The organism is Variovorax sp. PCZ-1, assembly GCF_018413605.1.
Classification (GTDB): Bacteria; Pseudomonadota; Gammaproteobacteria; order Burkholderiales; family Burkholderiaceae_C; genus JANMDU01.
Map to the genome: position 1 here is coordinate 450,395 of NZ_JAHCDN010000002.1, position 26,102 is coordinate 476,496.

Annotated in this window: 23 protein-coding genes; 14 read left to right on the plus strand and 9 right to left on the minus strand. The window is 54.0% G+C overall.

The annotated features are described in order from the left end of the window. The first annotated feature begins 17 nt into the window (after nt 1–17). The gene (locus KIH26_RS12295; RefSeq protein ID WP_213445611.1) at nt 18–1,985 is read left to right on the plus strand and encodes an ATP-binding protein; all 1,968 of its coding nucleotides are present in this window, start codon (nt 18–20) and stop codon (nt 1,983–1,985) included. Nucleotides 1,986–2,106: 121 nt separating this feature from the next. Here KIH26_RS12295 and msrQ read toward each other — a convergent pair whose 3' ends face one another. The 5 genes from msrQ to KIH26_RS12320 all read right to left on the minus strand — a co-directional run bounded on the left by msrQ (nt 2,107) and on the right by KIH26_RS12320 (nt 8,374). Next, entirely contained in the window at nt 2,107–2,730 is a 624-nt protein-coding gene (gene msrQ / locus KIH26_RS12300) for a protein-methionine-sulfoxide reductase heme-binding subunit MsrQ (RefSeq protein WP_213445613.1), read from the minus strand. A gap of 139 nt (nt 2,731–2,869) precedes the next feature. Beyond that, nucleotides 2,870–3,856 (minus strand): protein-methionine-sulfoxide reductase catalytic subunit MsrP, encoded by a 987-nt coding sequence (gene msrP, locus KIH26_RS12305; protein ID WP_213445615.1) that lies wholly within the window; start codon nt 3,854–3,856, stop codon nt 2,870–2,872. Nucleotides 3,857–3,904: 48 nt separating this feature from the next. Next, complete coding sequence (gene ccsB / locus KIH26_RS12310; RefSeq protein ID WP_213445617.1) at nt 3,905–5,233, minus strand: c-type cytochrome biogenesis protein CcsB; 1,329 nt, start codon at nt 5,231–5,233, stop codon at nt 3,905–3,907. 228 nt (nt 5,234–5,461) lie between these two features. Then, the gene (locus KIH26_RS12315; protein WP_213445619.1) at nt 5,462–7,624 is read right to left on the minus strand and encodes a cytochrome c biogenesis protein ResB; all 2,163 of its coding nucleotides are present in this window, start codon (nt 7,622–7,624) and stop codon (nt 5,462–5,464) included. Between the two features lie 129 nt (nt 7,625–7,753). After that, the gene (locus tag KIH26_RS12320) at nt 7,754–8,374 is read right to left on the minus strand and encodes a c-type cytochrome (protein ID WP_213445622.1); all 621 of its coding nucleotides are present in this window, start codon (nt 8,372–8,374) and stop codon (nt 7,754–7,756) included. Between the two features lie 218 nt (nt 8,375–8,592). On the opposite strand from KIH26_RS12320, the gene yihA reads away from it, so the two are divergent. The 8 genes from yihA (at nt 8,593) to KIH26_RS12360 (ending at nt 15,586) form a co-directional block, all read left to right on the plus strand. Next, entirely contained in the window at nt 8,593–9,237 is a 645-nt protein-coding gene (gene yihA / locus KIH26_RS12325; protein WP_249661264.1) for a ribosome biogenesis GTP-binding protein YihA/YsxC, read from the plus strand. A gap of 64 nt (nt 9,238–9,301) precedes the next feature. Then, nucleotides 9,302–9,778: a peroxiredoxin gene (locus KIH26_RS12330; RefSeq protein ID WP_213445626.1), complete on the plus strand. Its 477-nt coding sequence runs from the start codon at nt 9,302–9,304 to the stop codon at nt 9,776–9,778. Between the two features lie 328 nt (nt 9,779–10,106). Next, complete coding sequence (locus tag KIH26_RS12335; RefSeq protein ID WP_213445628.1) at nt 10,107–11,840, plus strand: PhoH family protein; 1,734 nt, start codon at nt 10,107–10,109, stop codon at nt 11,838–11,840. Between the two features lie 3 nt (nt 11,841–11,843). Further along, on the plus strand, nt 11,844–12,476 hold the full coding sequence (locus tag KIH26_RS12340; protein WP_213445629.1) for an FMN-binding negative transcriptional regulator: 633 nt from the start codon (nt 11,844–11,846) through the stop codon (nt 12,474–12,476). A gap of 118 nt (nt 12,477–12,594) precedes the next feature. Continuing rightward, nucleotides 12,595–13,053: a YiaA/YiaB family inner membrane protein gene (locus KIH26_RS12345; protein ID WP_213445631.1), complete on the plus strand. Its 459-nt coding sequence runs from the start codon at nt 12,595–12,597 to the stop codon at nt 13,051–13,053. 91 nt (nt 13,054–13,144) lie between these two features. Next, on the plus strand, nt 13,145–13,639 hold the full coding sequence (locus KIH26_RS12350; RefSeq protein ID WP_213445633.1) for a hypothetical protein: 495 nt from the start codon (nt 13,145–13,147) through the stop codon (nt 13,637–13,639). Nucleotides 13,640–13,651: 12 nt separating this feature from the next. Beyond that, a complete protein-coding gene (locus KIH26_RS12355; protein WP_213445635.1) occupies nt 13,652–14,449 on the plus strand; it encodes a DUF2145 domain-containing protein in 798 nt (265 codons plus the stop codon). Between the two features lie 75 nt (nt 14,450–14,524). Then, nucleotides 14,525–15,586: a serine endopeptidase gene (locus KIH26_RS12360; protein WP_213445637.1), complete on the plus strand. Its 1,062-nt coding sequence runs from the start codon at nt 14,525–14,527 to the stop codon at nt 15,584–15,586. Here the strand turns inward: KIH26_RS12360 and KIH26_RS12365 are convergent. Continuing rightward, nucleotides 15,576–16,367 carry a YiiX/YebB-like N1pC/P60 family cysteine hydrolase gene (locus KIH26_RS12365; protein WP_213445639.1) on the minus strand — a complete coding sequence of 264 codons (792 nt, stop codon included), beginning with the start codon at nt 16,365–16,367 and terminating at the stop codon, nt 15,576–15,578. The two genes, KIH26_RS12360 and KIH26_RS12365, sit on opposite strands and share 11 nt — an antisense overlap. 82 nt (nt 16,368–16,449) lie before the next feature. After that, nucleotides 16,450–17,640: a tRNA guanosine(34) transglycosylase Tgt gene (tgt, locus tag KIH26_RS12370; protein WP_213445641.1), complete on the minus strand. Its 1,191-nt coding sequence runs from the start codon at nt 17,638–17,640 to the stop codon at nt 16,450–16,452. 20 nt (nt 17,641–17,660) lie between these two features. On the opposite strand from tgt, the gene KIH26_RS12375 reads away from it, so the two are divergent. Beyond that, nucleotides 17,661–18,356, plus strand: coding sequence for a potassium channel family protein (locus tag KIH26_RS12375; protein ID WP_213445643.1), 696 nt, complete (start codon nt 17,661–17,663; stop codon nt 18,354–18,356). A gap of 6 nt (nt 18,357–18,362) precedes the next feature. Here KIH26_RS12375 and queA read toward each other — a convergent pair whose 3' ends face one another. Next, the gene (gene queA / locus KIH26_RS12380) at nt 18,363–19,442 is read right to left on the minus strand and encodes a tRNA preQ1(34) S-adenosylmethionine ribosyltransferase-isomerase QueA (RefSeq protein ID WP_213445645.1); all 1,080 of its coding nucleotides are present in this window, start codon (nt 19,440–19,442) and stop codon (nt 18,363–18,365) included. 54 nt (nt 19,443–19,496) lie between these two features. On the opposite strand from queA, the gene recG reads away from it, so the two are divergent. Next, entirely contained in the window at nt 19,497–21,611 is a 2,115-nt protein-coding gene (gene recG / locus KIH26_RS12385; protein WP_213445647.1) for an ATP-dependent DNA helicase RecG, read from the plus strand. A gap of 171 nt (nt 21,612–21,782) precedes the next feature. Here the strand turns inward: recG and pdxA are convergent, their stop codons facing one another. After that, nucleotides 21,783–22,832 (minus strand): 4-hydroxythreonine-4-phosphate dehydrogenase PdxA, encoded by a 1,050-nt coding sequence (pdxA, locus tag KIH26_RS12390; protein WP_213445649.1) that lies wholly within the window; start codon nt 22,830–22,832, stop codon nt 21,783–21,785. A gap of 107 nt (nt 22,833–22,939) precedes the next feature. Here pdxA and KIH26_RS12395 point away from each other — a divergent pair, with 107 nt between their 5' ends. The 3 genes from KIH26_RS12395 (at nt 22,940) to KIH26_RS12405 (ending at nt 26,015) form a co-directional block, all read left to right on the plus strand. After that, nucleotides 22,940–23,485 carry a DUF3617 domain-containing protein gene (locus KIH26_RS12395; protein ID WP_213445651.1) on the plus strand — a complete coding sequence of 182 codons (546 nt, stop codon included), beginning with the start codon at nt 22,940–22,942 and terminating at the stop codon, nt 23,483–23,485. Between the two features lie 97 nt (nt 23,486–23,582). Next, nucleotides 23,583–24,626 carry an alpha/beta hydrolase family protein gene (locus tag KIH26_RS12400; RefSeq protein ID WP_213445653.1) on the plus strand — a complete coding sequence of 348 codons (1,044 nt, stop codon included), beginning with the start codon at nt 23,583–23,585 and terminating at the stop codon, nt 24,624–24,626. Nucleotides 24,627–24,800: 174 nt separating this feature from the next. Continuing rightward, nucleotides 24,801–26,015: a DesA family fatty acid desaturase gene (locus KIH26_RS12405; protein WP_213445654.1), complete on the plus strand. Its 1,215-nt coding sequence runs from the start codon at nt 24,801–24,803 to the stop codon at nt 26,013–26,015. Nucleotides 26,016–26,102: the final 87 nt, after the last annotated feature.

Consider the following 26,102-nt stretch of genomic DNA (forward strand, 5'->3'; position numbering starts at 1 on the left):
AAAAGAAAGCAAAAGTCATGGAACAACGATCGGATGTGGAGTTCAGAGCTGAGAAGTTGTACAAAAACTCTAGAGAGAAGTTTGGCTACCTGTTTCGAGAGGTCGTCTCAAACTCAATCCATGCCGCACTGATCAAAACTTCCTTACAAACATCAAAAGATTTTAAGCCGCTTGTCAGATTCACTGTTAAAAGACAACACGGAGCCTTAGAAATTTGCATTGAGGACAACGGTGAGGGTTTTCATGATCGCAACAGAGCGTATTTCACAAGCCTAGATTCCAAAAATACTGAAAAGGAGAAGCTAAATTTTCACCCAAAGGGACAAGGTCGCCTCGCAATCGTTTACTTTTCCGATATGGCAAAGTATTCGTCTGTTTACGCTAATTCGTCAGGGGAGTTAAATCGCATTGAATTTGATTACCCTGAACGCAGCCCATCGTTGTTTGATCTGAGTGACGTAGGTTCATCAATTGTGAATGAGGGAATTACTGGTACAACGATCCAACTCACACTTGCAAAGCAACAGTCGCTTGGTCGAGCCAATACATTCTTCAATAAATACTCTGATGTCAATAAGCTGGCTGGATGGTTCATAGAGACGTTTTTTCCTTTTTTCATGGAAAATGAAGCCCTAGAACTCCAAATCAATATTCAAGGAGACGCGGAGCCAATAACTATTAATAAAGCATTCATCGAAAAGAATGTAAAGCGTGTTCCATTCAGCGTGAAATTTGATGGGTCTTCCGCCAACACTACACATTTTCAAATGTGGTTGGTGTCAGTGGCAACGGCACCAAAGAGCAAGAATCAAGTAACTTGCTTCGCAAGGCATCTCCAAGCTGAAATCGAGGGCGGAAAACTTGAGTATGAAATTGATCTTCCTGTTGCCTATGACTGGAGATTAACGTCGGAGTTTTTCGACGATAACGTTGATCAAAAGGGTGACAAAATTGAGATAAGTGACGCCGACTTAGAGCAAATTCAAGTCGCTTTAAATCAAGCACTAGATACTGAGTTCTCATTGCAGATCACTGCTAATCGCGCAGAGTCTCAAAAAAATGTCGAGAATGCGAAGGCTAAGTTCCAATCGCTTTCGGTCTTTATTGATGCTCGGAAAAATTCAGAAACGAGACGGATTCTGAAAGACGCAGATATAGTGAGCGGTGCCTTGGAGGATAAGGGTAAGGTCGAGAGGACATATTGGATTAGCGAAGAAGCGGATCCAGAAGAAGTAGGAAAGCTATTGAACTCTTCACTTCACATATACATCCACCATAGAGGCAGAGTTTTAAAGCGTCTCAAAGAACTGGTTCTTCTATATAACGAAGAAGGCGAAGAAAAGAAAGAGCGGGAAAATGATGTTCATGATCTGTTCCTGCGTAGAGGTAATTCTCTTAAGGAATCGAATGGAAAAAGCCATCTTCACAATCTTTGGATTCTGGACGATAAGTACACGATCTTTTCAGAGACTCTTCAAGCCTCAAGTACAAAAAGCGGTTCGTCAGTATCTGACATTTACATCTGGGCAGATGATTTGGAAAAGACGAAAGAGCTTTTGATACTTGAGCTTAAGTCAACAACCTCATCTCACAATGCAGGAGATAAATATGAGAGTATGGTCGCGCAGGTGAAGCGGTATGCAAAGCAGTTTTATCAAAATCCTACAAAAGTTCTCAACTGGCATGTGAATCCGGAAAACGTTTTGTATTCTGGCGTTGTGCTAGCTAGAAAAAGTGACATCTATAGGGAACTGAATTCAAACAATGGCGGGTCGTCGCCGAACAAGATTCCGTTTCTGGAGTCTTCTTATTACTTCTACGAGAATTTCTCTGTAGAGCAGAACGCTACGGCAGAACCTAAATTCATGAAGATTCGCATAGAAATGTATTCCTATGAGGACATCCATAGACTCGCAGAATCTAGAAATGCGGTGTTCCTAAAGCTCCTCAAAAATGAGTTTAGCGTCGGCAAATCGCAACTCTAACAACTGCTTTGACCCGTTTACCAAGCTGGAACTTTGTGAGCTAAGCGAATTGTTTTGCAAACGCGGATGATCGTGGCAGATGTTTGTTGCTGAAAGAACTGCCGTAAGATTTTTCCGTAGTTCACTTGGCAGGCGAGCGGGTGGTGCGAAACTTATTCCAAACTCGCCAGCCTAGCAACACGGCAAGAATAGCGGCGTACACATACACCTCGTTGTAATCATTCTTCCCAGATCGCATCCAGAAAAAATGCAAGATGCCCAGACCTGCGATCACGTAGACCAGCTTATGCAGCATTTGCCAACGCTTTGCACCTAGCGCTTTGATGGCTCGGTTGAAAGAGGTGAGCGCAAGTGGTGTGAGCAGCAGAATTGCCGCTGAGCCGACGAGGATGAAGGGGCGTTTGATGATGTCGTTGATGATGTCGCCGATGTCGAAGCCCATGTCGAACCAGCTGTAGGAGATGAGGTGGAGCAGGGCGTAGAAATAGACGAAGAGGCCGAACATGCGGCGGAAGCGGGCGAGCTGGGGGGTTTTGCTCATGACGCGCAGGGGCGTGACGGCGAGGACGATGCAGAGGAAGCGTAGCGTCCAGTCGCCAGTGGAGCGGATCAGGTATTCAGCGGGGTTGGCGCCGAGTTGGTTGGTGATGATGCCGTAGATCAGCCAAGCGAAGGGGAGGAGGCATGCTATGAAAAGAATAGCTTTTGCCGCAGGTTTTAAAAGGGCTTGGCGCGGATTTATCATAGATTTTTGCGAATAAAAAAAACTAGGTAACGCGAAAAACGCGAAATAAATTCAAGAAAAACGCAAAAATTTTTTAGTTTTTTTGCGTTTTTCGCATACTTTTAGCGCTTTTCGCGTTACCTAGTTCTAAGCACGTAGCTCAATAAAACTTCTTCAAATCCATACCCGCATACAACTGCCCCACCTGCGCCTCGTAGCCGTTGAACATCAGCGTTTTGCGCTTCTTGGCAAACAAGCCGCCTTCATCGCCGATGCGGCGCTCGGTGGCTTGGCTCCAGCGGGGGTGATCAACCGTTGGGTTCACGTTGCTGAAGAAACCGTATTCCTGTGGCGCGGCTTTGTTCCAAGAGGTACGCGGTTCTTTTTCTGTGAAGCGGATTTGCACGATGCTTTTGCCGCCTTTGAAGCCGTATTTCCAAGGCGACATGAGTCGCAGCGGCGCGCCGTTTTGATTGGGGAGCACTTCGCCATACATGCCGAATGCGAGCATCGTGAGCGGGTGCATGGCTTCGTCCATGCGCAGGCCTTCGACGTAGGGGAAATCTAGCGAGCCGTTGCGCAGGCCGGGCATTTGCTTCGCGTCGGCCATCGTGATGAACTCGACGTATTTCGCGTTGCCTAGGGGCTCCACTTTTTTGATGAGCTCGGCTAGCGAATAGCCCACCCACGGGATCACCATGCTCCAGCCTTCGACGCAGCGGAAGCGATAAATGCGCTCTTCCATGCCGGAGACTTTGAGCAACTCTTCGATGCCCATCTTGCCGGGCTTTTTCACCGCGCCAGTGATCTCGACCGTCCAGGGCTTGGTGATGAGCGTGTGCGCGTTCTTCGCTGGGTCAGCTTTGTCTGTGCCGAATTCGTAGAAGTTGTTGTAGGTGGAGGCGTCTTTGTAATCGGTGAGCTTTTCCATGACGTTTGCGCCACTCACTGCGCTTTTGCCGCCGGGGAGCTTTGCTAAGCCGCCCATCGCGCGTGCATCGCGCGCTGCGTAGCTGGCCAATGCCGCGCCCGCTGCGCCGCTTGCCCAGAGTTTGAGCAGATCGCGGCGGCCTTCAAATGCTGCGCGCGATGTGATCTCACTGGGGATACCGTGATCAAAGCCATTGGAATTTGTGCGAATCAACATGAAAACACTCCTTGTGATGACTTTGAGTCGGGCGGCGGTGGCAAGTTCTTACAGCGACCCGTAACTGTGCAAACCGCTTAAGAACATGTTCACGCCAATGAAGGCAAAAGTCGTCACGCCCAAGCCCGCGAGTGCCCACCAAGAAGCGACTTCGCCGCGAAGGCCCTTCATGAGGCGCATGTGCAGCCAAGCGGCGTAATTCAGCCAAACAATCAGAGCCCAGGTTTCTTTTGGATCCCAGCTCCAGTAGCCGCCCCAAGCTTCTGCCGCCCAGAGTGCGCCGAGCACGGTGGCGATGGTGAAGAAGGCGAAGCCCACAGCGATGGATTTGTACATCACATCATCGAGCACTTCAAACTCGGGCAAACGATCGCTGATGCGATCGCGCAGCCCAACGAGCGCGAATGAGATAAGCGCTGCTGCAATGGGATAGAACACGTAATCGGTGGTGATCGTTTTGCCGCGCAGCGCTACGGGGCCGAGGAAGATCATGAAGAGCACGAAGCCGCCGAACCATAAGGCCCCGAGGCGCAGCTTGCTTTGCGCGCCGACGTTGGACTTGAGCAAATACGCATAGGCCACCATCGCGGCCAAGGAGAAAGTGCCATAGCCCACAAAATTAGCGGGCACATGCAGCTTCATCCACCAGCTTTTGAGCGCGGGCACGAGCGGCTGAATTTCATGCGCACCGCGATCCAAGCTGTACCAAACGATGAAGCCCACCGCCGCGCTGATCACGAGCATAACGAATGCGCCGAGCGAGCGAATGTGCTGCTGATCTTTGTAATGCGTTTCGTAATACAAATAAAACAGCGTCGTCATCCACACGAAGAGTACGAAGACTTCATACAAATTGCTCACGGGGATGTGGCCAATATCGGGGCCAAGCAAATGGCTCTCATGCCAGCGCACCATCGTGCCGATGAGTGCCATCGTCACCGCGCTCCAAGCGAGCTTGGAGCCCAGGCTAGACCATGTGGCTGAGTCAGACTTTTTGAGCACGCCAACCCAGTAAAACAAGGTGCTGAGCAGAGTCAACAAGCACATCCACAAAATCGCCGATTGGCTGGAGAGCAGGTATTTCAGCCAAAACACGTTTTCAGCGCGGCCTAGATCTCGCTGATACGAGCTAATGGCGAGCAACGAGAAGAACGCGACGGTGATCATCAGCGGGCGCAAAGGCCGCCAAAACCAACCGATCCAAATTGCGCTCGGCACTGCGCCCGCGAGAATCCATTTCTCGTAAATGTCCATCGAGGGCGAATAGCGCATGAAGGCATAGGCCGCACCGAGCACCACGAGCAGGGCGAAGACCCAATCGCTCGCGTTGCGTTTGCTTAAGTAGCTTTCGTTGTAATTGATGGTTGCGGTATTCATAAGGGCGTGCCAGTGCTGTGAATGGAGAGCGCGTTGCGAGTCAAAAAAGTCTCAGGCAAGGCGCGAAATGCAGCCGGGGTCGCCCCCCGGCAAGGCTTCGCAACGCGGCCTGAGGCTTTTTTGGCCGCAACCCGTAGGGAATGAGTGGCAAAAGCCGCCACTCGTCGTTGCTCGTCTAGGCAAGGCTCCAGCCTTGCCGTCGCCGTGCGCCTAGATTGGCGGCTTTTGTCACTCATTCGCGCCTCCATTCACAGCACTGGCACGCCCTGTACCTAACAACTTGGTTTTTAACATTTCAAACTCCTTATCACCATCCATCGTCTTGCGGTTGGTGGAGAGCGCCATTTGCGCTTTGGATGCGTCGCCTTCCGGCGTGATCCACACCCAGACGCGGCGCTCGCGCACGTAGAGCATGGCAAACACGCCGAGGATGAGGAATAAGCAACCTGTGTACACCACCCATTTGCCCGGCGCACGAGCGAGCTGGAAGATGCTGGCTTGCACTTGGTTGAATTCTTTTAGAGTGAAGGAGAAAGGCGCGGGATAGAAGAAAGAATCGGAGAGGGCTACCACGGCCTGCGTCATAAAGGCTTGTGTTTTTTCATCAGGCTCGAGTGGCTTGAGATTGGCCTTCTCGCGCGTAAGCTGCGCGAGCTCAAAGAGCACGCCATTCAAAATACGCACCAGCACTTCGCCCGCTTTTTCGCGCTCTGCGGCGGGTACAGCGGTTTCCATGAAATCGGCGATGGCTTGCAGGCCGGCCACTTCTTTATCGCCAATTTTCTCAGCGCCAGCAAACAAATTCAAAGCACGGCCAGCGGAGATGCTGAGCTGCTGCGCCATCTCGGGCTTGGCGGGGTCAACCGCCTTGGCCACATAGCGCTTCACAGCCGCTTCGCGCATCGCAGGCTCGGCCAGAGCCATCTTTAAGCGCGAGAAACCATCGGGGCTGCCTTGGTCATCGGCAGGCACGCGCAGGTAAGAGAAGCTGTCGTTCGGATTGGTGCGCATGCCCCAGAGATATACAGCAAGCCCTTCGCCTTTTTCATTCGGCTCCATGATCACGGGCAGCATGTAGTTGTTGAATTCCGTCGCTTGGCCAGCGCCATCGCGCAGCTTGTAGGAAATGCTGGGGCCGACATTGCGCAGGCCTTTGTCTTGGCCGAGTTTGTTGGCCGAGCCTAGGCGCGAGTCGATAGATTCGCGCAGATCCACTTTGCGCACATCGACTTCTGATCCGCCACCTGCATTCTTAGAAAAATTCTCAACGTTGATCACGCGCAGGCCGGTGTATTCCAAAACCATCTTGTCTGCACCAGCGTCTTGACCTTTTGTGAGTTGTGATTGCCCACCAATCGCGCCCTGCACATCAAAGGCCTTGCCGCCTGCAGACAAAGGTACGGCTTGCAGCTTCACGCTGGAGCCGCCGTCGTCAAAGCTGGATTGATAAATCTCAATGCCGCGATGCCGCGCCGGATGATTCACCTCCACGCGCGCTTCTTTTTTCTCGCCGGTTTCTTTGTCGTGAATGATGATCTCGCTGGCGAAGAGCTTGGGCATGCCAGTGGAATAGTGCTCCACGATGAATTTTTTCAGCTCGATGGAGAAGGGCAAATCTTGTAATAGTACGCCGCCGTTTTGATTCAAGATGGCAGTCGATGCGCTCGTGCCTTCGCTCACAAACATATTGCCGCGAAAGGCGGGGTTGGTGGGCGGCAGGCGATGCTCTGCGGGCACTTCAGCAATCATGCCACCGCCAGTGAAGATCGTTTTCCCGCCAAACCATTGCTGCATGCGGATGAACAAATCGCCATCGAGCAAGCCGCCGATGCAGACCAAGACGATGGCGCTGTGGGCGGCGATGTAGCCGAGCTTATTCGCGCTGCCGGCTTTGGCGGCGATCATCGTGCCGTTGTCGCGAGTTTGCACCTTCACTTTCCAACCACTGCCTGCGAGCTGGCGAGCAATGCGGTCTGTGGCCGTGGCGGTGTCTTGCGTGAGAGTAGCTTCGTGTTTGTGGCCAAAGGCTTTGAGGCTTTGCTCACGCATGCCTTCTTTGAAGACTTTCAAATCAGCCAAAATTTTTGGTGTGTTGCGCGCGATGCACAGCGAGGTGGAGATCACCAAAAATGCCAAGATCAGCATGAACCACCAAGCGCTGTAAACGGTGTTGAGATTCAGCGCACGAAACACATCCGACCAAAAAGGACCGAATTGATTCACGTAATTGTTGAGCGGCTCGCCTTGCTTGAGCACGGTGCCGATCACGGAGGCAATGCAAATCACCGTGAGCAGCGAAATCGAAAAACGCATGCTCGATAGCAACTCGACTGCTGCGCGCAAGGCAGCAGAGGGTGTTTTGAGGCGCAGGCCTTGGGTGGAAACTGACATCGGGGATTTGTCTTTACTGCGAAGGGTCAACCCTGTATTGTCTCAAACGGGCATGAAAAAAGCGGGTCTCCTGTTGGAAAACCCGCTTTTAATGAGCCTTTTGAGCTCAAAAGGTTCAGATCAAGTGTATCAACGCAGGCCGGCGAGGTAATCCGCCACCGCCTTGATTTCACGATCATTCATTTTTGCTGCTACGCCTGTCATCACAGCATTGTTCGTACGGCCACCGTCGCGGTAAGCCTTGAGCGAGGAAACGATGTAATCCGCATGTTGGCCAGCCAAGCGTGGGTATTGTGAGGGCATGCCAGCGCCTGAGGGGCTGTGGCAGCCTGCGCAAGCGGCGATGTTGCGGTCTGCAATGCCGCCTTTGTAAATGCGCTCGCCAGCGGCGACCAAAGCCTTGTCTTTCGCGAAGCCTGGCTTGGCTTTTTGGCTGGCAGCCCAATGAGCGATGTTGCGCATGTCCTCATCAGAGAGCGTGGCTGCGAAGCCTTGCATGATGGCGTTTTTACGCTTGCCGTTTTTGAATTCGGTGAGTTGCTTCACCAAAAACTCGGGATGCTGGCCAGCGAGCTTGGGATTCTCTGGCGAGCCAGAATTACCATCAGCACCGTGGCAAGAAGCGCACACGGCTTCGTATTTATTAGCGCCAGCGGCGATGTCAATTTTTGGGCCCGCAGGCTTGGTGTCTGCAGCGAGGGCAGAAGCGGAAACAATGGCTGTCAGCAGCAGGCTGGCGATGAATTTCATAATGAACTCAGAATTGTGATCGGGTAAACCCAAAGATTTTACAATGGCGGATGACCGAAACTCCAAAAAAGCCATCAAATACGAAATTAGCTGGCCCCCGCTTGACACCGAAGTACAAGCTTGTTCCTCCAAGTTACCGCAGAAGTCAGCCGCGCTCACGCGCTGCTTCCGAGGCTGGGCAAGCAGTGGCAGGCAGCAGCTCAGAAGGTAAAACCGCGCTGGCTTGGCTGCATACCGCGCGTTTTCTCACCACTTCGGCGCAACTGCACCAACTCCCCGACCATGACTACCCCGAAGTGGCCTTCGTCGGCCGCTCTAACGCGGGCAAATCCACCTGCATCAACACGCTTTGCCAACAGCGCCAGCTCGCCTACGCCTCAAAAACGCCGGGGCGCACGCAGCACATCAATATGTTTTCCCTAGGCAAGCAGGGCACAACCGACCTGATCTTGTGCGATTTGCCCGGCTATGGCTATGCGGCGGTGGACAAGCTCTCCAAAGCGCGTTGGCAGCAAGTGATGGCCAATTACCTGGTTTCGAGACCACAACTCAAAGCCGTAGTGATGCTGGCCGATTCGCGCCATGGGCTCACCGAGCTGGATGAGAGCTTGCTGGATGTGATTCGCTCGCGCGTGGAAGCTGGGCTTGAGTTTGTGGTGTTGCTCACCAAAGCGGATAAGTTGAACAAAACAGAGGCCTCCAAAGCTTTGTCTATTGCAAAACTGCAAACCGCAGGCGGCGATGTGCAGCTTTTTTCTGCTTTGAAGCGGATCGGGATTGAAGAAGCGGCGCTGCGCCTGTATGGATGGCGAATGCCTGCTTTGGGCGATCAGAGCCTGCCTGCCGAGCCTGAAAACGGTTAAAATACGGGGTTGTTCCGAATAACAGACTGGCGCTGACAAGCCCAGCCTAGATGCGAGTAATCCCATGGCCGTTGTTGTAAATAAACCCCTCCCAGAATTCGAAGCTAACGCCACAGGAGGCCTCAAAGTTACCAACCAGAGCCACAACGGCCAAGTCATGGTGCTGTATTTCTACCCGAAAGACAACACCCCCGGCTGCACCACCGAAGCGATGCAGTTTCGTGACAAATACAAAGATTTCGTGAAAGCTGGCGCAGTGGTTTTCGGCGTGAGCCGCGACAACATGAAATCGCATGACGAATTCAAAGCCAAGCTGGAATTGCCTTTTGAGCTGATCGCCGATACGGAAGAAAAGCTCTGCCACGGCTTCGGTGTGGTGAAAAATAAAATCATGTACGGCAAAAAAGTCAAAGGCATCGAGCGCAGTACCTTTTTGGTGGGTGCAGATGGCGTTTTGAAGCAAGAATGGCGCGGCCTGAAAGTGCCTGGCCATGTGGAAGAAGTGCTCAAAGCGGTCAAGGCGCTGAAAAAAGCGGCTTGATTTTTAGGCGGGTTTTGGGCGAGTAATTTCCCCGCAAATCTCTTAAGTCCTTGTCACTGCTCATTTTTTGCTAGCAAGCTAGCATTTCAAGAGCGGATACAAAAAATATTCAAAAATATTTTTCTTGCACTGACACACAGCTTGTGTATAGTGGCTGCTATGAATTTGATACTGACGCGGGTTCACAGCCCTGTCACTGCTGAAGACACCAATGAAGCCACACGGGTTGCCGGGTGGCTTTTTTGTTTTTTGCGCCGGGTTGTGCGTGATTCAGCAAGTTCATTTCATACCACCTTCCTATCAACCCCACCCAAGAGCTGTAAACACTATGCCTCTGCCTCCCGCCCCCAACCAACGCGCTGCTTTGCTCTCTCCCGAGGCTTACGACGCGCCGGCACGCTCACCCAGAGCAGGCCGCAAGAGCGCTTCATCGGTAGATTTTGAAGACAGCAGCGCTCACACCCAAGACATAGAGCTCTTTGATGAGCGCGCTGGCGGCGACGCACCCGAGGCGTTTGAAGAAACGCAAGCCCTACTGGAAGCTGTTTCAGGCAAATCCAAAGCGGGTTTAGAAGCAAAAACGCCAGTTAACCGCCATAAAACAAGCGCAAGCAGCTATGAAAAGAATAGCATGCCCGCGCCTGCCAAATCCATCCGCAAGAAGAGCACAGGCCCCGCCAAGCTCTTTGTGCTCGACACCAATGTGCTACTGCACGATCCGATGAGCCTCTTCCGCTTTGAAGAGCACGATATTTTCTTGCCGATGATCGTGTTGGAAGAGTTGGATGGCCACAAGAAGGGCATGACCGAAGTGGCGCGCAATGCGCGCCAAATCTCACGTGCGCTGGATGCGCTGGCGGCTGTGCAGGGCGCAGACATGAAAGATGGTTTGAAGCTGGATGTCACGGGGCATCGCGAAGCCGTTGGCCGCCTGTTTTTCCAAACGCAGGTGATCAATTCCAACTTGCCTGCCGCACTGCCACAAGGCAAGGCAGACAATCAAATCCTCGGCGTGGTCGCTGGCTTGGGAGAGCTGCACAAAGGCCGCGAAGTCGTCTTGGTTTCCAAAGACATCAACATGCGCGTCAAAGCCCGTGCGCTCGGCCTGCCCACCGATGATTACCAAAACGACAAAACGCTGGACGACGGCGATTTGCTCTACACCGGCAGCCTCGCCTTGCCCGCAGATTTTTGGGACAAGCATGGCAAAACGGCGGAGAGCTGGCAGAGCGGCGGCCATTCGTTCTACCGCATCAGCGGCCCCATCGTGCCGCAATTGCTCATCAATCAATTCGTCTATTTCGAAACGCCCGGCGAGCCATCGCTGTATGCGCGCGTCACTGAGATTCGCGGCAAAACCGCTGTGCTCAAAACCCTCAAAGATTATGGCCACGCGAAAAACGCCATCTGGGGCGTGACCACGCGCAATCGTGAGCAAAGCTATGCGATGAATCTGCTGATGGACCCTGATGTGGATTTGGTGACGCTCGCAGGCACAGCAGGCACAGGCAAAACTCTGATGGCTCTCGCTGCAGGCCTCACGCAAGTCTTGGACGAGCGCCGTTACACAGAAATCATCATGACCCGCGCCACCGTGAGCGTCGGCGAGGACATCGGTTTCCTTCCCGGCACCGAAGAAGAAAAAATGGGCCCATGGATGGGTGCGCTCGACGATAACTTGGAATTCCTCACCAAGAACGATGGCGGCAACGCTGGCGAATGGGGCCGCGCTGCCACCAACGAGCTCATCCGCTCCAAAATCAAAATCAAGAGCATGAATTTCATGCGAGGCCGCACCTTCTTGAACAAATACGTGATCATTGACGAAGCGCAAAACTTAACGCCCAAGCAAATGAAAACGCTCATCACCCGCGCCGGCCCCGGCACGAAGATCGTTTGCATGGGCAACCTCGCGCAGATCGACACGCCTTACCTTACCGAAGGGTCGAGTGGCATGACGTTTGCCGTGGACAAGTTCAAAGGCTGGCCCCACAGCGGCCACATCACCCTCGCACGCGGCGAGCGCTCGCGCTTGGCGGATTTTGCGAGCGAAGTGCTGTGAGGCATGCACATTCAGCCGATCTTCGCGGTAGCCGATAAAGACGAACTCCATCAACTCATGCGGGCGTATCCGCTCGCTACGGTGATCATCACCGTAGCGGGGCGGACGGAAGTGAATCTCCTGCCTGTAGAAATTTCCTCAGATGGAGAGCTTGGCAAACTCTCTGGCCACGCATCGCGTAATCACGCGCTGTTTCAACTGATGAGTGATGGCAGTGAAGCGACGGTGCTTTTTCAAAGCCCCAATGCCTATATTTCTCCTCGCTGGTATGTCAGTGGTCAGCAAAGTGGCCGCAATGCTCCCAGTTGGAATTACATCGCCGTGCAAGCGCGAGGGCAGATAAGATGGGTGGATGATCGAGAGTGGTTGATGGCGCATTTGGCGGCGCTGACCGCAGGCCAAGAAGCAGGTCGCGTCAACGAGTGGCGCATGCAAGATGCTGCCCCCGATCACATTGAAAATGCTGCGAACCATCTGTTGGGTTTTGAAATTCACATCACTGAGCTGCTAGGCAAAAAATTTCTTTCGCAGCAGCGAACGCCTATTGATCGGGAGAGCCTGGTGATGCATCTGAAAACCGAATTCAGGGGTGCGGCGAATGATGTGGCTGATTTGATCGATTCCATGCGCGGTTAGGGCATGAGTATCATTTTTTGATACTCAGCCAGCCACCCGCTGCCACTTTCTAGCCATTTCTTGGCAGGTGATAAAGTTACGTGATACTTCAAAACATGTTCAACAAAGAAAGGTATTTATGAGTAACCCACTGATTCAACGCGACACTGCTGCATGGCAATTGCAAGTGTGGATTTCCTTTGGCTTAGCCGTTTTTCTCTGCGGCACGGGTCTGGCTTGGCTGCCTGGGCAGGATTTGGATCGCGCGTTCATGGTGATGGGTTATATCTTCTGTTTGTCTACAGCTTTCTTCTTGGCGAAGTTTGTGCGCGATAACCAGTACAAGAAGGTGGATACGCCGATGTGGCGTATGGTGGTGTACACCGCTTTCTTCGTGGCCATGACGCTCACCGGCTGGGGCTTGTGGCGCATGAATGTGAATGACACTTACAAGGCCTTCCTCTTGGTGAGCTGGTTGTACCTGATCACCACCACGTTCACGCTGGCCAAGACGCTGCGTGATAAGCATGAGGCTGATTTGGCTGAAGCCCGTCTGCAAGCTCGCGCTGAAGCACGTCGCGAGATGGAAACTCAGTAAGAGTTTTGCCATACCCTGCAAGCTCAGTGATTGTGCTGATCTAGCCCCCCCAAAATTGATAAATTCTTCTCGATCAGAAATGGAGCGAGTGATGAAAGCTTTTTCTTTGAAATCTAGCGTAGTGTCTGTAGCTACTACGTTTTCTATAGCACTTAGCGCAGTATTTATAACGGCGAGTATCGGTTTTTCGTCTCAATCTTATGCTCAGAGTGAGGCATCCATCGTGCTCAGTGCGCTACCCGTGGCTTCTGTGGTCGTCACAGGTGTGGGCGCGAGCACGGCGGCCGGTGCGTCAGTCGCTGCACCTGTGATCCTCTCTGCGGCAGGTGCGGTCTTCGTCGTGAAGGTGGTGGAAGTGACCGCGCGTGGCACGGTGTATGTGCTGGAGCGTGCATCCGATGGCGCGCGTGTGAGTGTGGAGATTTTGGGCAAAGGTGTGAAGGCTAGTGCGGTCGGCGTGGGCGCAACTGTCGCCGTGAGCGTGATCGGCACAGGCATGGTGCTCTCGGCTTTGGGCGAGGCGATTGCCTTCATTCCCAACGAGCTTGGCAAAGCGCTGCTGCACAACGAGCGCATCACAAACTAAACGAGGCTGATCATGAAGATCATTCGTTCTGCTTTTGTCGCCTTGCTAGCAGCAGCTGCCATGCATGCCCATGCTGGCCGCTCCTGCGATGCGCCTAAACCATCTGCGCCACAAATGATCATGCAAGGCATGAATCTCGCGGAGAAGACTTGGCGTGCGCTTGAGGCCGAACACACCAAGAGTGGGGCAAAGGTCGTCGTGCTCGCGCGCGCAGGGCAGGATTTGAGCAAGTATGGCCTGCGCTATTCGCATCTTGGTTTTGCCTACAAAGCTCAAGATGGTCGCTGGCTGGTGGCGCATAAGCTCAACACTTGTGGTACGGCGGAAGCTTCGCTCTATCGCCAAGGCTTGGGCGAATTCTTCCTCGACGATCTTTTTCGCTTTGAAGCGACATGGGTTGTGCCTACCAAAGAAGTGCAAGACAAATTACATGCGGCATTGCTCAATGAAGCCCGCACCAAAGCCATGCACATCAAGCCCTACAGCATGGTGAGCTATGTGTGGGGCACGAAGTATCAGCAGAGCAACCAATGGGCGATTGAGACGCTCGCCGCTGCGATGGAGCCCAGCATTCGCACGCGTGATCAAGCGCAGGCGTGGCTGCAGTTCAAAAACTATCAGCCCACCGTGCTCAACATCAAACCGCTCACACGCTTGGGTGGCCGTATCACGCAAGCCAATGTGGAGTTTGACGATCATCCGGCGAAAAAACGCTTCTCAGATCGAATCGAGTCTGTCACAGTGGACAGCGTGTTTGAGTGGATGCCACGTGCAGGCTTAGGAGCTGCTCCGGTAGCTTTGAAACTGTGATTTTTAAGCTTTTTAAGCATATTGCCGGCGTAGATACTGCGCGAAATGCTATGAAATTGATAGTAAAGGTGCATCATGAGTAAGTCGCTCCGTCTTTCTGAAAAATGGTTTCGCCGTGGCCTTTGGCTGGTGGCGTTTGTGTTTGCTGGCTTCTTGATCGGGCTGGGCGGCACGGTGGTGGGTGATTTGCCCAAGGTGGAGAAGCAACTGGAGCTGGATGATTTTCTGGATAAGCCACAGGCTGAGCGACTTAGGAACAACATTGCAGCTGCAGGGCGCACCGAACGTACGAGCAACGAAGCCTTAGAACAAGCGCGGCTCAAACTCAACTCGGCGCGCGCAGATTCCGAAACGGCACGCGAAAGCTTTGATGCTTGGATTGCTACACGTAGCGCCACCCAGCGCGGCGAACAAGATCCCCAAGTGATTGCACGCACTCGCGAGTTGGATAGGCTCAAAGCGGCTGAGCGCCAAGCACAGGCTGCTTTGGAGGCGCAAGACAAGATCGCTCTCGATGCTCGGCAACTCGCCTCACGCGAGCGCGAGCAGTTGCAAAGTCTGGAGACTGATGGCTACAAAAAGCTCAATGCCGAGCAACGCCGCGTTGAGCTGCGCGTCTTTCTCTATCGTTTGGCGCTTACCTTACCGTTGCTAGCCATTGCCGCTTGGCTCTTCGTGAAAAAGCGCAAAGGCACGTATTGGCCTTTCGTTTGGGGCTTCATCATCTTCGCAGGCTTCGCCTTCTTCGTGGAGCTTGTGCCCTATTTGCCAAGCTACGGTGGCTATGTACGCTACATCGTGGGCATCGCGCTCACAGCGGTGATAGGCCGCTACGCCATCCTCGCGCTCAATCGATACCTAGAAAAACAAAAAGCCGCCGAGCTTTTGCCTGATGCCCAGAGACGCGAAGAGCTGAGCTATGACACCGCATTGGCACGCTTAGCCAAAGGTGTATGCCCCGGCTGCGAGCGCCCAGTTGATCTGAAAAACGACAAGATCGACTTTTGCCCGCACTGCGGCATCGGCCTACACGATCATTGCGGTGCTTGCAATACGCGAAAGAGCGCGTTTGCGAAGTTTTGTCATGCATGTGGGGCTACTGCCAGCGAGGTTGTCACCGCTACAGCTAAGGCTTGATTTCAGCGGCGCTAGCTAGTGCGGGTGGTGCCTTCAAATGGCCAATGTACAGCAAGGCCTGATGAATTTTGATCGAGGGCACATCGCCTTGGCGCATGTGGAGCAAGTCGCCGGGAGTCACTAAGCGTGGGTCAGAGTCGGTGAGGGGAATGCCGGCAGCTTTGTAGGCTTCTAGGACGAATTGGCTGCAGAAAAATTGATCGTTGGGCACGGGGCCGAGGGTGATGGCGGCTGAGCCGCGGATGCAGGCATCACGCACGAGGGCGGGCATGATGGGTAGCTCGCAGAATTTGCGTTGCAAAGTGAAGGGTGTTTGCAGCACGATGCCAGCGGTGTTGTATTTCGTGCCGATGTGTTTTTCTGCAAACTTTTGAATCAGTGCGGCTTCGATGCCGTCGATCTTGGGGTGGCGGAAGGCGACGATGGTCGCCTCTTCCGCGATGAACTCTTCGATGCTTCTTTGCCGCACACCAGAGCCCACGGCTTCAATGATTTGACCGTTGCCCACATAGAGCGCTGCATGGCTCACGGGGGATAGCGTGATGGCGCGAATACCTGCAGAGTTGATGCCATTCGCGGCAGACAGGATGATGTCGCCTGTACGCAAGGCTTGTGGCTTGACCAATTCGCCGCCGTTGCTGGGATCGAGTGATTTGTTTTGTACGGCGATGCTGCCTTTGCCGCTCTGTGGATCGAGCCTCACATCGGTGGCGCAGGCACTCAAAGTGAGTGCTGTAGCGATGCACATGAAACGAGCAGTGATAGACTTGGTTGAAGGCATAAATATATAGAGAATCGGCCTCTAGACGGCGTAGAATATTCGCGAAATGCTATCAAATACGTAGTAATAAGCTTGGCGCAAGCTAGACACCACGCGCACGATCTTCTCTGAATTTCTTTCTGAAATCGCTGAACGTACCAGCTTCTAGCGACTCGCGCACCTCGCGCATGAGATTCAAGTAGTAATGTAGGTTGTGGATCGTGGCGAGCATAGGGCCGAGCATTTCGCCGCAGCGATCGAGGTGATGCAGATAGGCGCGGGAGAAGCCACCGCTGACTGAGCCGTCTTCTTGCGTGATGCCTTTGCAGGCGTAGCAAGTGCAGGTCGGGTCAATCGGTTCGTGGCTGGTTTTGTGCTTCGCGTTGCGGATTTTCACATCGCCATAGCGGGTGAAGAGATGGCCGTTGCGCGCATTGCGCGTGGGCATCACGCAGTCAAACATATCCACACCTGCGGCCACGCCATCGACCAAATCTTCCGGCGTGCCCACGCCCATCAAGTAGCGCGGCTTATTGGCGGGCAGGCGATGCGGCGTGTGCGCCATGATGCGCAGCATCTCCGCCTTGGGTTCGCCCACGCTCACGCCGCCAATCGCATAGCCAGGGAAATTCATCTCGACGAGTTTGTCGAGCGACTCTTGCCGGAGGTTTTCAAACATGCCGCCTTGAACGATGCCGAAAAGTGCATTCGGGTTCTCAAGTTTTGCAAATTCGGTCTGGCAACGCGCCGCCCAGCGCAGCGAAAGCTCCATGGAGATGCGTGCCTCAGCCTCGGTCGTGATGTGGCCTTTCACGTCATAGGGCGTGCATTCATCAAACTGCATCACGATGTCGGAATTGAGCACGGTCTGAATCTGCATGCTCACCTCAGGCGTGAGAAACAGCTTATCGCCATTCACCGGCGAGGCAAAGCGCACACCTTCTTCGCTGATCTTGCGCATCTCGCCGAGGCTCCACACCTGAAAGCCACCACTGTCTGTCAAGATCGGTTTGTTCCAACCTTCAAAGCCATGCAACCCGCCAAACTGCTTCATGATGTCTTGCCCAGGGCGCATCCAGAGGTGAAAAGTGTTGCCCAAAATAATCTGCGCGCCCATCTCATGCAAGCTGCGTGGCATCACGCCCTTCACCGTGCCATAGGTGCCCACAGGCATGAAGATTGGCGTTTGCACGACGCCATGGTTGAGCGTGAGCGTGCCTCGGCGGGCGTGGGAGCCTTCGTAACCGCGCTCAGGCGCGGGTGGATCGGTTTTCAGTAGTTCAAATTGCAGCATAGGTGGATTTTCCCACGTTGATGAAAGATAAACTCTCCAACATGACAATAGAACGCAGAGAAATCACCGATTGGTCGCTCACTTTTGTGATGCTTTTGGCTTTGATGGAGGCCATGGTCGTGCCGCCCCTGGGCGAAATGGGCTTGCTTAACCGCACTTTGGCTGATGCGATTTTCATTAGCGTGCTCGCTTTGGGCGCTTGGCTGCTGTTTGACCGCACCTCGATTGGCAAAGTGTTTGTGGCGATTGCCACGGTGTCTGTGGTGCTGCGCATCGCATCGCTGATTTGGCCAGAGTATCACTATCCGTATGCGGATGCGTGGGTGTCTGGCTTGGCATTGCTGGCCATGTCTTGGCTCATGATCACCTACACGCTTGCACCGGGTTCGATCAATGCGCACCGTATTGCGGGCGGTGTGGGAGCGTACTTGTTACTCGGCATCGCATTTGCGCAATTGCATCGCCTCATTGCGATGAAGTTTGAAGGCGCGTATTTGCTCTTGGGCAACCCAGCCACTTTCGAGCAAATGGATTGGCGCTTGAATTATTTTTCCTTCGTAGTGCTGACCACGCTGGGCTTTGGCGACATCACACCCGCGCATGCCTTGGCCAAATCCCTGTCCACACTGCAAGCCTTGATCGGCGTGCTGTATCCCGTGGTGTTCCTAGGCTGGGTCGTGTCGAACACGCGGCCAGACATGGATCACCGGGATTGAGCGTGTTTATTTACGCCGCTCTAACAGCATCGAATCACCATAGCTGAAGAAGCGGTATTTTTCCTGTACGGCGGTTTTATACAGAGCCATGATGTGCTCGTAGCCTGCAAACGCGCTGACAAGCATCATCAGCGTGCTTTTGGGTAGGTGGAAATTGGTGATGAGCAGGTCAACAATTTCGAATGCAAAGCCAGGCGTGATGAAGATATTGGTATCGCCGCTGGTTTGTTGGTTCTTTGCGTAGCTTTCTAGCGTGCGCACGGTCGTTGTGCCCACCGCAATCACGCGACCGCCCCTTGCCTTGCAGTGTTGAATGGCCTCCAGCGTTTCTGGTGGAATGCTATAACGCTCAAAGTGCATGGTGTGATCAGCGATCTGCGCGGCCTTCACAGGCTGGAAAGTGCCTGCGCCGACATGCAGCGTGACGAAGGCGCGTTCGATGCCTTTGGCTTTCAGTTGTTCAAATAAAGCATCGTCAAAGTGCAAGGCAGCAGTCGGTGCAGCCACTGCACCAGGATGCTTGGCAAACACAGTTTGATAGCGCTGCTCGTCTTCTTGTTCGTCTTCATGCGTGATGTAGGGCGGCAGCGGTACATGGCCAAATTGCTCCATCACCCAATACGGATCATGCGATAGCTCAAAGCGAAACAGCGCACCATCTTCCTCCGGCCATCGGCCAATGAGCTGGGCTTTGATGATGTCTTGGCCATTGCCATAAAGATGCACCCAATCGCCCAGGCGTGGTTTCTTGCTCACCTTCATGTGCGCGACCACTTCTTTGCCAGAGACGACACGCTCAATCAGCAGCTCCAATTTGCCGCCCGTGGCCTTCTCGCCAAAGAGCCGCGCTTTCACCACTTTGGTGTCGTTGAAGACCAAGAGATCGCCCGCCCGGAGTAAATCAGGCAGCTCGCGAAAGACGCGATGCACGGGCTGAAGGCTACTGCCATCAAGCAATCGTGAAGCCGTGCGCTCTGCTGCGGGGTGTTGTGCGATCAGCTCGGGAGGTAACTCAAAATCGAAATCTTGAGTGCTAAATTGCCGTTTGGCCGGCATAGAATCTGCGCGAGGTGCTATTAACGTCATAGTATCTTGAGGATTGGACGAATCCGTGCCAAGTGAACAAGGCACAATTATCCTATGCCTCGCAAAAAACCCACACCTGAAGCGGCTGCTGCACTCAAGCCGCAGCCCAAATCTGCCGTGGAAAAAGCGCTCGATAAGCTGGGCTTGCATCGCCCGATCGATTTTGCGCTGCACCTTCCGATTCGCTACGAAGACGAAACGAAGATCAAAAAACTGGAGGATGCGCTGGATGGCGACAACGCCCAGATTGAAGGTGAGATCACAAGTTGTGAGATTGCTTATCGCCCGCGCCGCCAGCTCGTGGCGGTTTTGAACGATGGCACAGATTCTTGCCAACTGCGTTTCTTCAATTTCTATCCCTCACAGCAAAAGCAGCTCGCCGTGGGTGCGCGCATTCGCGCACGCGGGGAGTTGCGTGGCGGCATGTTTGGTTGGCAAATAGTGCATCCTGTGTGCAAGGCTGCGGGTAGCGCCTTGCCTACTTCGCTCACGCCGGTGTATTCCACGGTGGCGGGGCTGCCGCAGGCTTACTTGAGAAAAGCTGTGGTTAATGGCTTGGCGCGCGCTGAGAGCAGTGGTGCTCTGCGAGAGACGATTTGCTCAGAAATTTTAAGCAAAATAGGCCAATCGGCGGCATGGAATCTGCGCGAGGCGCTATCATTTTTGCACTACCCGTCACCCGATGTGACGCTGGCTCAGTTTGAAGATCACACGCATCCTGCTTGGCAACGCTTGAAAATTGAGGAGCTGCTGGCGCAGCAGCTCTCTCAACTCACCTCCAAGATGGAGCGTGATGCCTTGCTTGCGCCGTCACTGAAAGCGCAAAAGGGCGGCCTGCATGAAAAACTGCTGGCTACGCTTCCTTTCGCGCTTACGAAAGCGCAACAGCGCGTGAGCGAGGAGATCGCGCAAGACCTATCTCAAACCCGCCCGATGCACCGTCTGCTGCAAGGCGATGTGGGTTCTGGCAAAACCATTGTGGCCGCGCTCGCAGCTGCAATCTGCGTGGATGCAGGTCAACAATGCGCGCTGATGGTGCCCACGGAGATTCTGGCTGAGCAGCATTTCCGTAAACTCGTGGTGCTGCTGGAGCCATTGTTTGAGCCTTTGAATTTGAAAGTGGCATGGCTCACAGGCAGTCAAACCGCGAAGCAGCGGCGCGAAGCATTGGCACTCATTGAAAGCGGACAAGCGGCTCTGGTGGTGGGCACGCACGCCATCATTCAAGACAAAGTGATCTTCAAAAACTTCGCACTCGCCATCGTCGATGAACAGCATCGCTTCGGCGTAGCACAGCGCTTGGCACTGCGCGCGAAGATGAATGCACCGGGGCATGAACCGCATCTGCTCATGATGACCGCCACGCCGATCCCGCGCACGCTGGCCATGAGCTATTACGCGGATTTGAATGTCTCCACCATTGATGAGCTACCGCCAGGGCGCACACCGATTCTCACCAAGGTGCTTTCCGATTCGCGCAAAGATCAGGTGATCGAGCGTATCGCTGATCAGATCAAGCGAGGCAGGCAAGTGTATTGGGTTTGCCCACTGATTGAAGAATCCGAAATGCTCGATCTGAGCAATGCCACACAAACACATCAAGAACTCACCGAAGCTTTCCCCGGCATGTTGATTGGCCTGCTGCATTCACGCATGCCGCCTGCAGAGAAAAAGGCAGTGATGCAACTCTTCACCAGTGGCGAAATGAAGCTCTTGGTGAGCACCACGGTGATTGAAGTGGGCGTGGATGTGCCCAATGCCTCGCTCATGGTGATCGAACACGCCGAGCGCTTTGGCCTCTCTCAGCTTCATCAATTGCGCGGCAGGGTAGGGCGCGGTGCGGCAGCTTCAGCTTGCGTGTTGCTGTATTCCACCGGCGAGAGCGGGCGCTTAGGTGATACGGCTAAAGCGCGATTGAAGGCGATGGCCGAGACGAATGACGGCTTTGAAATTGCGCGGCTCGATTTAGAGATACGTGGGCCAGGAGAGTTTTTGGGCGCTCGGCAAAGCGGTGCGGCTTTGTTGCGCTTTGCGGATTTGCTGGAGGATGCGGCCTTGCTGGAGCGCATTCGCAGTGTGGCTCCTTTGATCTTGCGAGATCATGCTGAATTGGCTGCGCAACATATTGAGCGGTGGATGGGTGGGAAGGTGGATTTTCTGAAGGCTTAAGGTTTTGGGTGCTCTTGAGAATAGAACGCAAAAGACGCAGAAATGCGCAAAAAACGCAGAAGAATCAAAAATGAGATGTCTTGGAAGGGGTCAATTTGCTTTTTGTTTTTCTTTTGCGTCTTTTGCGCATTTCTGCGTCTTTTGCGTTCTATTCTTAAGCTTGCAAACCAACTAAATCAAAGCCCGAGCCTGCTTCACTGCCTCGACCAAACTCGAAGCATCCGCCACACCTTGCCCCGCAATATCAAAAGCCGTCCCGTGATCCGGGCTCGTTCTCACCAGCGCTTGGCCTTTGCCGTTGTGTAGCCCCAGCGTCACGTTCACGCCTTTTTCTACGCCGAGGTATTTCACGGGAATCAAACCTTGGTCGTGATACATCGCAATCACTGCGTCAAATTTTCGGAAGCCGCGCGCTTGCATGAAGATCGTGTCAGGCGGGAAGCTGCCTTGGGCGTTGATACCCTCCAGCTTGGCAGCAGCAATCGCGGGATGAATCACTTCGATTTCTTCTCTTCCAAACAAACCGCCTTCACCTGCATGTGGGTTCAAGCCTGCCACAGCGATACGCGGCGCGGATCTCAAGCTTTGCGATAAAGCGGCGTGTGTGATGCGTAGAGTTTGCAAGACGTTCTCATGTGTCACGCGATCCAGCGCCTCGCGCAGGCTCACATGGATGCTCACGAGCACGGTGCGCAGCTCGTCGCTGGCGAGCATCATGCGCACGGGCATTTCATCCACAGCCATTCCAGCGAACGCTGCGGCCTCATGTTGCAGCAGCTCTGTATGCCCCGGAACTTTCACGCCAGCCGCGCCCCAAGCTTCTTTATGTATCGGCGCAGTGACCACAGCCGCCGCCTCGCCGCGCAAGGCCATACGCGCAGCTTCACGCACGCAGGCATATGAGAATATTCCAGCCAAATCGCTGACTGCACGATATGGGATCTGCGCGAGATGCTCACTTTTTAGGAGCGGATCGGCATCATTCAAGGCCAGAACAGGAATACCTTGAGAGGGTTGTGAACCTGCTTGCGAGATGGGGTGAGCGGAAATTCCTCCGATCAAATCGGCTGCCCGCTGCATCATCGGCAGATCCCCGAGCACAAAGCAATGGGCCATCACATCAGGCGCATCACGGAAGGCTTTGGCCACAATCTCAGGGCCGATGCCAGCGGGATCGCCCGGTGTGATGACGATGGGCTTGATGCTTTCAGTATTCTTCATAAACGTGATTTCATCACATCTGCGCATGGCGCTGCGCGTCAAGCGTCTTGGCAAAGCAAGGCGCAGCCTGCACAATGTGCAAAATTTTTACCAACAGGAGTGTCTTCATGCGCATCGCCTTCATTATCAGCAGCGTCTTTATCGCTAGCCTTGCCTTCGCACAAAGCAGCAACAAACCGGGCTTGTGGGAAGTCACGAGCAAGATGACTGCCCCTGCGAATCCGCAGCTGGCCAAGCAGATGGAAGAAGCGCAAAAAGCCATGGCCTCCATGCCAGCTGCGCAGCGCAAGCAGATGGAAGAGATGATGGCCAAGCAAGGCGTCAGCATGAGTTTTGGCGCAGGCGGCACCACCGCGGTCAAGGTCTGTATCACACCGGATATGGCTAACCGCTTGCCAATTGAACAGCGCCAAGGCTGCACCTACAAATTTTCACAAAGCGGCGCAACGCACAATTTCAGCTTTCAGTGCACGAACCCGCCGGGCGATGGCGAAGGCCAATTTACCTTCAGCGATGCTGATAACTACAGTGGCAAGATGCGTGTGACCAGCACGCAAGGCGGCAAAAAAGACACCATGGACATACAAACCACGGGCAAGTTTTTAGGTACAAACTGTGGCAACGTCAAGCCGATGCCTATGGCAACGAAATAGACACACGGCCCCAATGGTGACTCTTGAAGAGCCGAGTTTGGAACTTATCTGAGTGGCTGGCATCAGCCATTGCAAACTCATCTTCCTCCTCATCGCTATGCCTACCCCTTTTCAAAAGCGCCTTGCAGTAGCCGCCCTCCTTGCCGCTGCCACGCTGCCCCTGATCGGCTGCGCCAGCAATAGCAACACCCAGCAACAATCTTGGGACAGCCGCTCTGCCAATCGCAGTTTGGCCTTGGCTGCGGCTGTAGGCATGCCCGAAGCTGATACCCATGAAGTGCGCGATCTGCAGTGGACGGACGCTTCTCGCCAGCGTGTTGTCCCAGCCAAGCTGTATCTGCCCAAAGACGCGGCCAGCAAAGCGCCCTTGGTGATCTTCTCTCACGGCATTGGCGGCTCGCGCGAGGGCTACACCTACATTGGTAAATACCTGGCTGCCAACGGCATCGCTGCGCTGCATGTGCAGCATGTGGGCAGTGATCGCAGCTTGTGGTTTGGCAATCCGATTCAGATGGTGGGGCGCTTGCAAGATGCCGCCAAAGAATCCGAGGCTGTGGATCGCACGAAAGACATGCGCTTTGCACTGGATCAGCTGCTCTCGGATGCGCAATTGAGCACCCGTTTGGATGCGCAGCGTATTGCAGCGGCGGGCCATTCTTATGGCGCGAACACCACGATGCTCTTGGCCGGCGCACGCGTGCAGCGCGCAGGCTCGGAGATGGATTTGGCTGATCCGCGCATCAAGGCCGCTGTGATCATCAGCGCTCCGCCTTTTTATGGCGAAGGTGAGCCCTCCGCCATCGTCGGCAAGATTCGCGTGCCCAGCTTGCACATCACCGCCACGGGCGATGAGATCAAGATCCCTGGCTATTACTCTTCTGCCAAAGATCGCGTCGCCGTTTATGAGGCCACCAGCAGCCAGCCGGGCAAGATGCTGGCCGTGTTCAAAGAAGGCAGCCACAGCATGTTCACAGATCGCTTAGGCACGGGCGGTGAGGCGCTCAACCCGCAAGTGAAAAAAGCCACGCGTGAGTTGATGCTGGCTTTCTTGCAAAAACAGTGGTCAGGTGACTCCCAAGCGCTGAAGCGCTGGCCTGCGCAGCATGCGCCATTGGTGGCGCGTTTTGAGCAGAAATTTTAAGCAAAATAGGCCATTCGCCGGCATGGAATCTGCGCGACATGCTATTAAAATCATAGTTATTGCTGTTTGTTATCACAGCACATCACTGATCAATTGTTCAGTGTGCAAGCGGTTTTGCTGGCGTGAGCAGGGTAAAATCATTGACATCTTTTGACAAATCGAGACAGAGGCTCTATGCAGTTTTTAGACAACACCTTGGCGCAAGCCTTGATCCAGTGGCTCGCTCATGGTTTGAGCGAAGCGTCTTGGTGGCAGATCGTGCTCTACACGTTGTTCACCACGCACATCACGATTGCCGCCGTGACGATTTATTTGCACCGCACCATGTCGCACCGCGCGCTGGATCTGCATCCCATCGTGTCGCATTTCTTCCGCGGCTGGCTGTGGATCGGCACCGGAATGAAGACCGCCGATTTCGTGGGTGTGCACCGCAAGCACCATGCCAAATGCGAAACCGAAGAAGACCCACACAGCCCGCAAACGCGTGGCCTCAAGGCTTTGCTGTTGACCGGCACCGAGCTGTATCAAGCCGAAGCTGCTAACCCTGAAACACATGCAAAATACACCCATGGCTGCCCGACAGATTGGGTCGAGCGCAATGTGTACTCTCGCTACACTTGGCAAGGCGTGGGCTTGATGCTCGTGCTCAACTTGGCTTTGTTTGGCATGCTCGGCCTGACCGTCTGGGCGATTCAGATGCTCTGGATTCCCGTGCTCGCCACCGGCGTGATCAATGGCATTGGCCACTACTGGGGCTACCGCAATTTTGAATCGCAAGATGCCGCTACAAACGTGAGCCCATGGGGCATTTTGATTGGTGGCGAAGAGCTGCACAACAATCATCACACTTATGCCACGAGCGCCAAATTTTCTGTGAAGCCATACGAGTTTGATATTGGTTGGCAATACATTCGCGCCTTGAGCGCACTGGGCTTGGCCACCGTGAAAAAAGTGCCACCCAAATTGGCTTTGGGTGATGTGCGCCCTGTGGCAGATGCCCAGACGCTTGAAGCTCTGATTGCGCATCGCTACGAACTCATGGCTGCTTACGCACGCGATATGCGCGCCGCCTGCAAAGCTGAAATCGAAGCGCTCAAAGCCAAGCAAGGCGATGTATCGCTCTTGAAAACGGCTAAGCGCTGGTTGCACCGCGATGATGAAAAAGTACCTGCCACGGCAGTGGCTGATTTGAAGGCCGCTCGCGCTCAGTATCCCGTGCTCGGAAAAATGGCTGAGATGCGCGATGAGCTGCGCCAGCTGTGGAGCAACACACATCTCTCGCGCGAACAGCTCGCGGCCAATCTGGCGGCTTGGTGCAAGCGCGCAGAAGAAAGCGGCATTGCGGCTTTGCAAGAAATGTCGATGCGCTTGCGTGCAGCGCGCGCTTAACGTTGGCTATGAATGTAAAAAGAGGCTCTGCGAGCCTCTTTTTTTTTTGGTCAAAATATGATCAAAATCAGCATATGGCCGGCATAG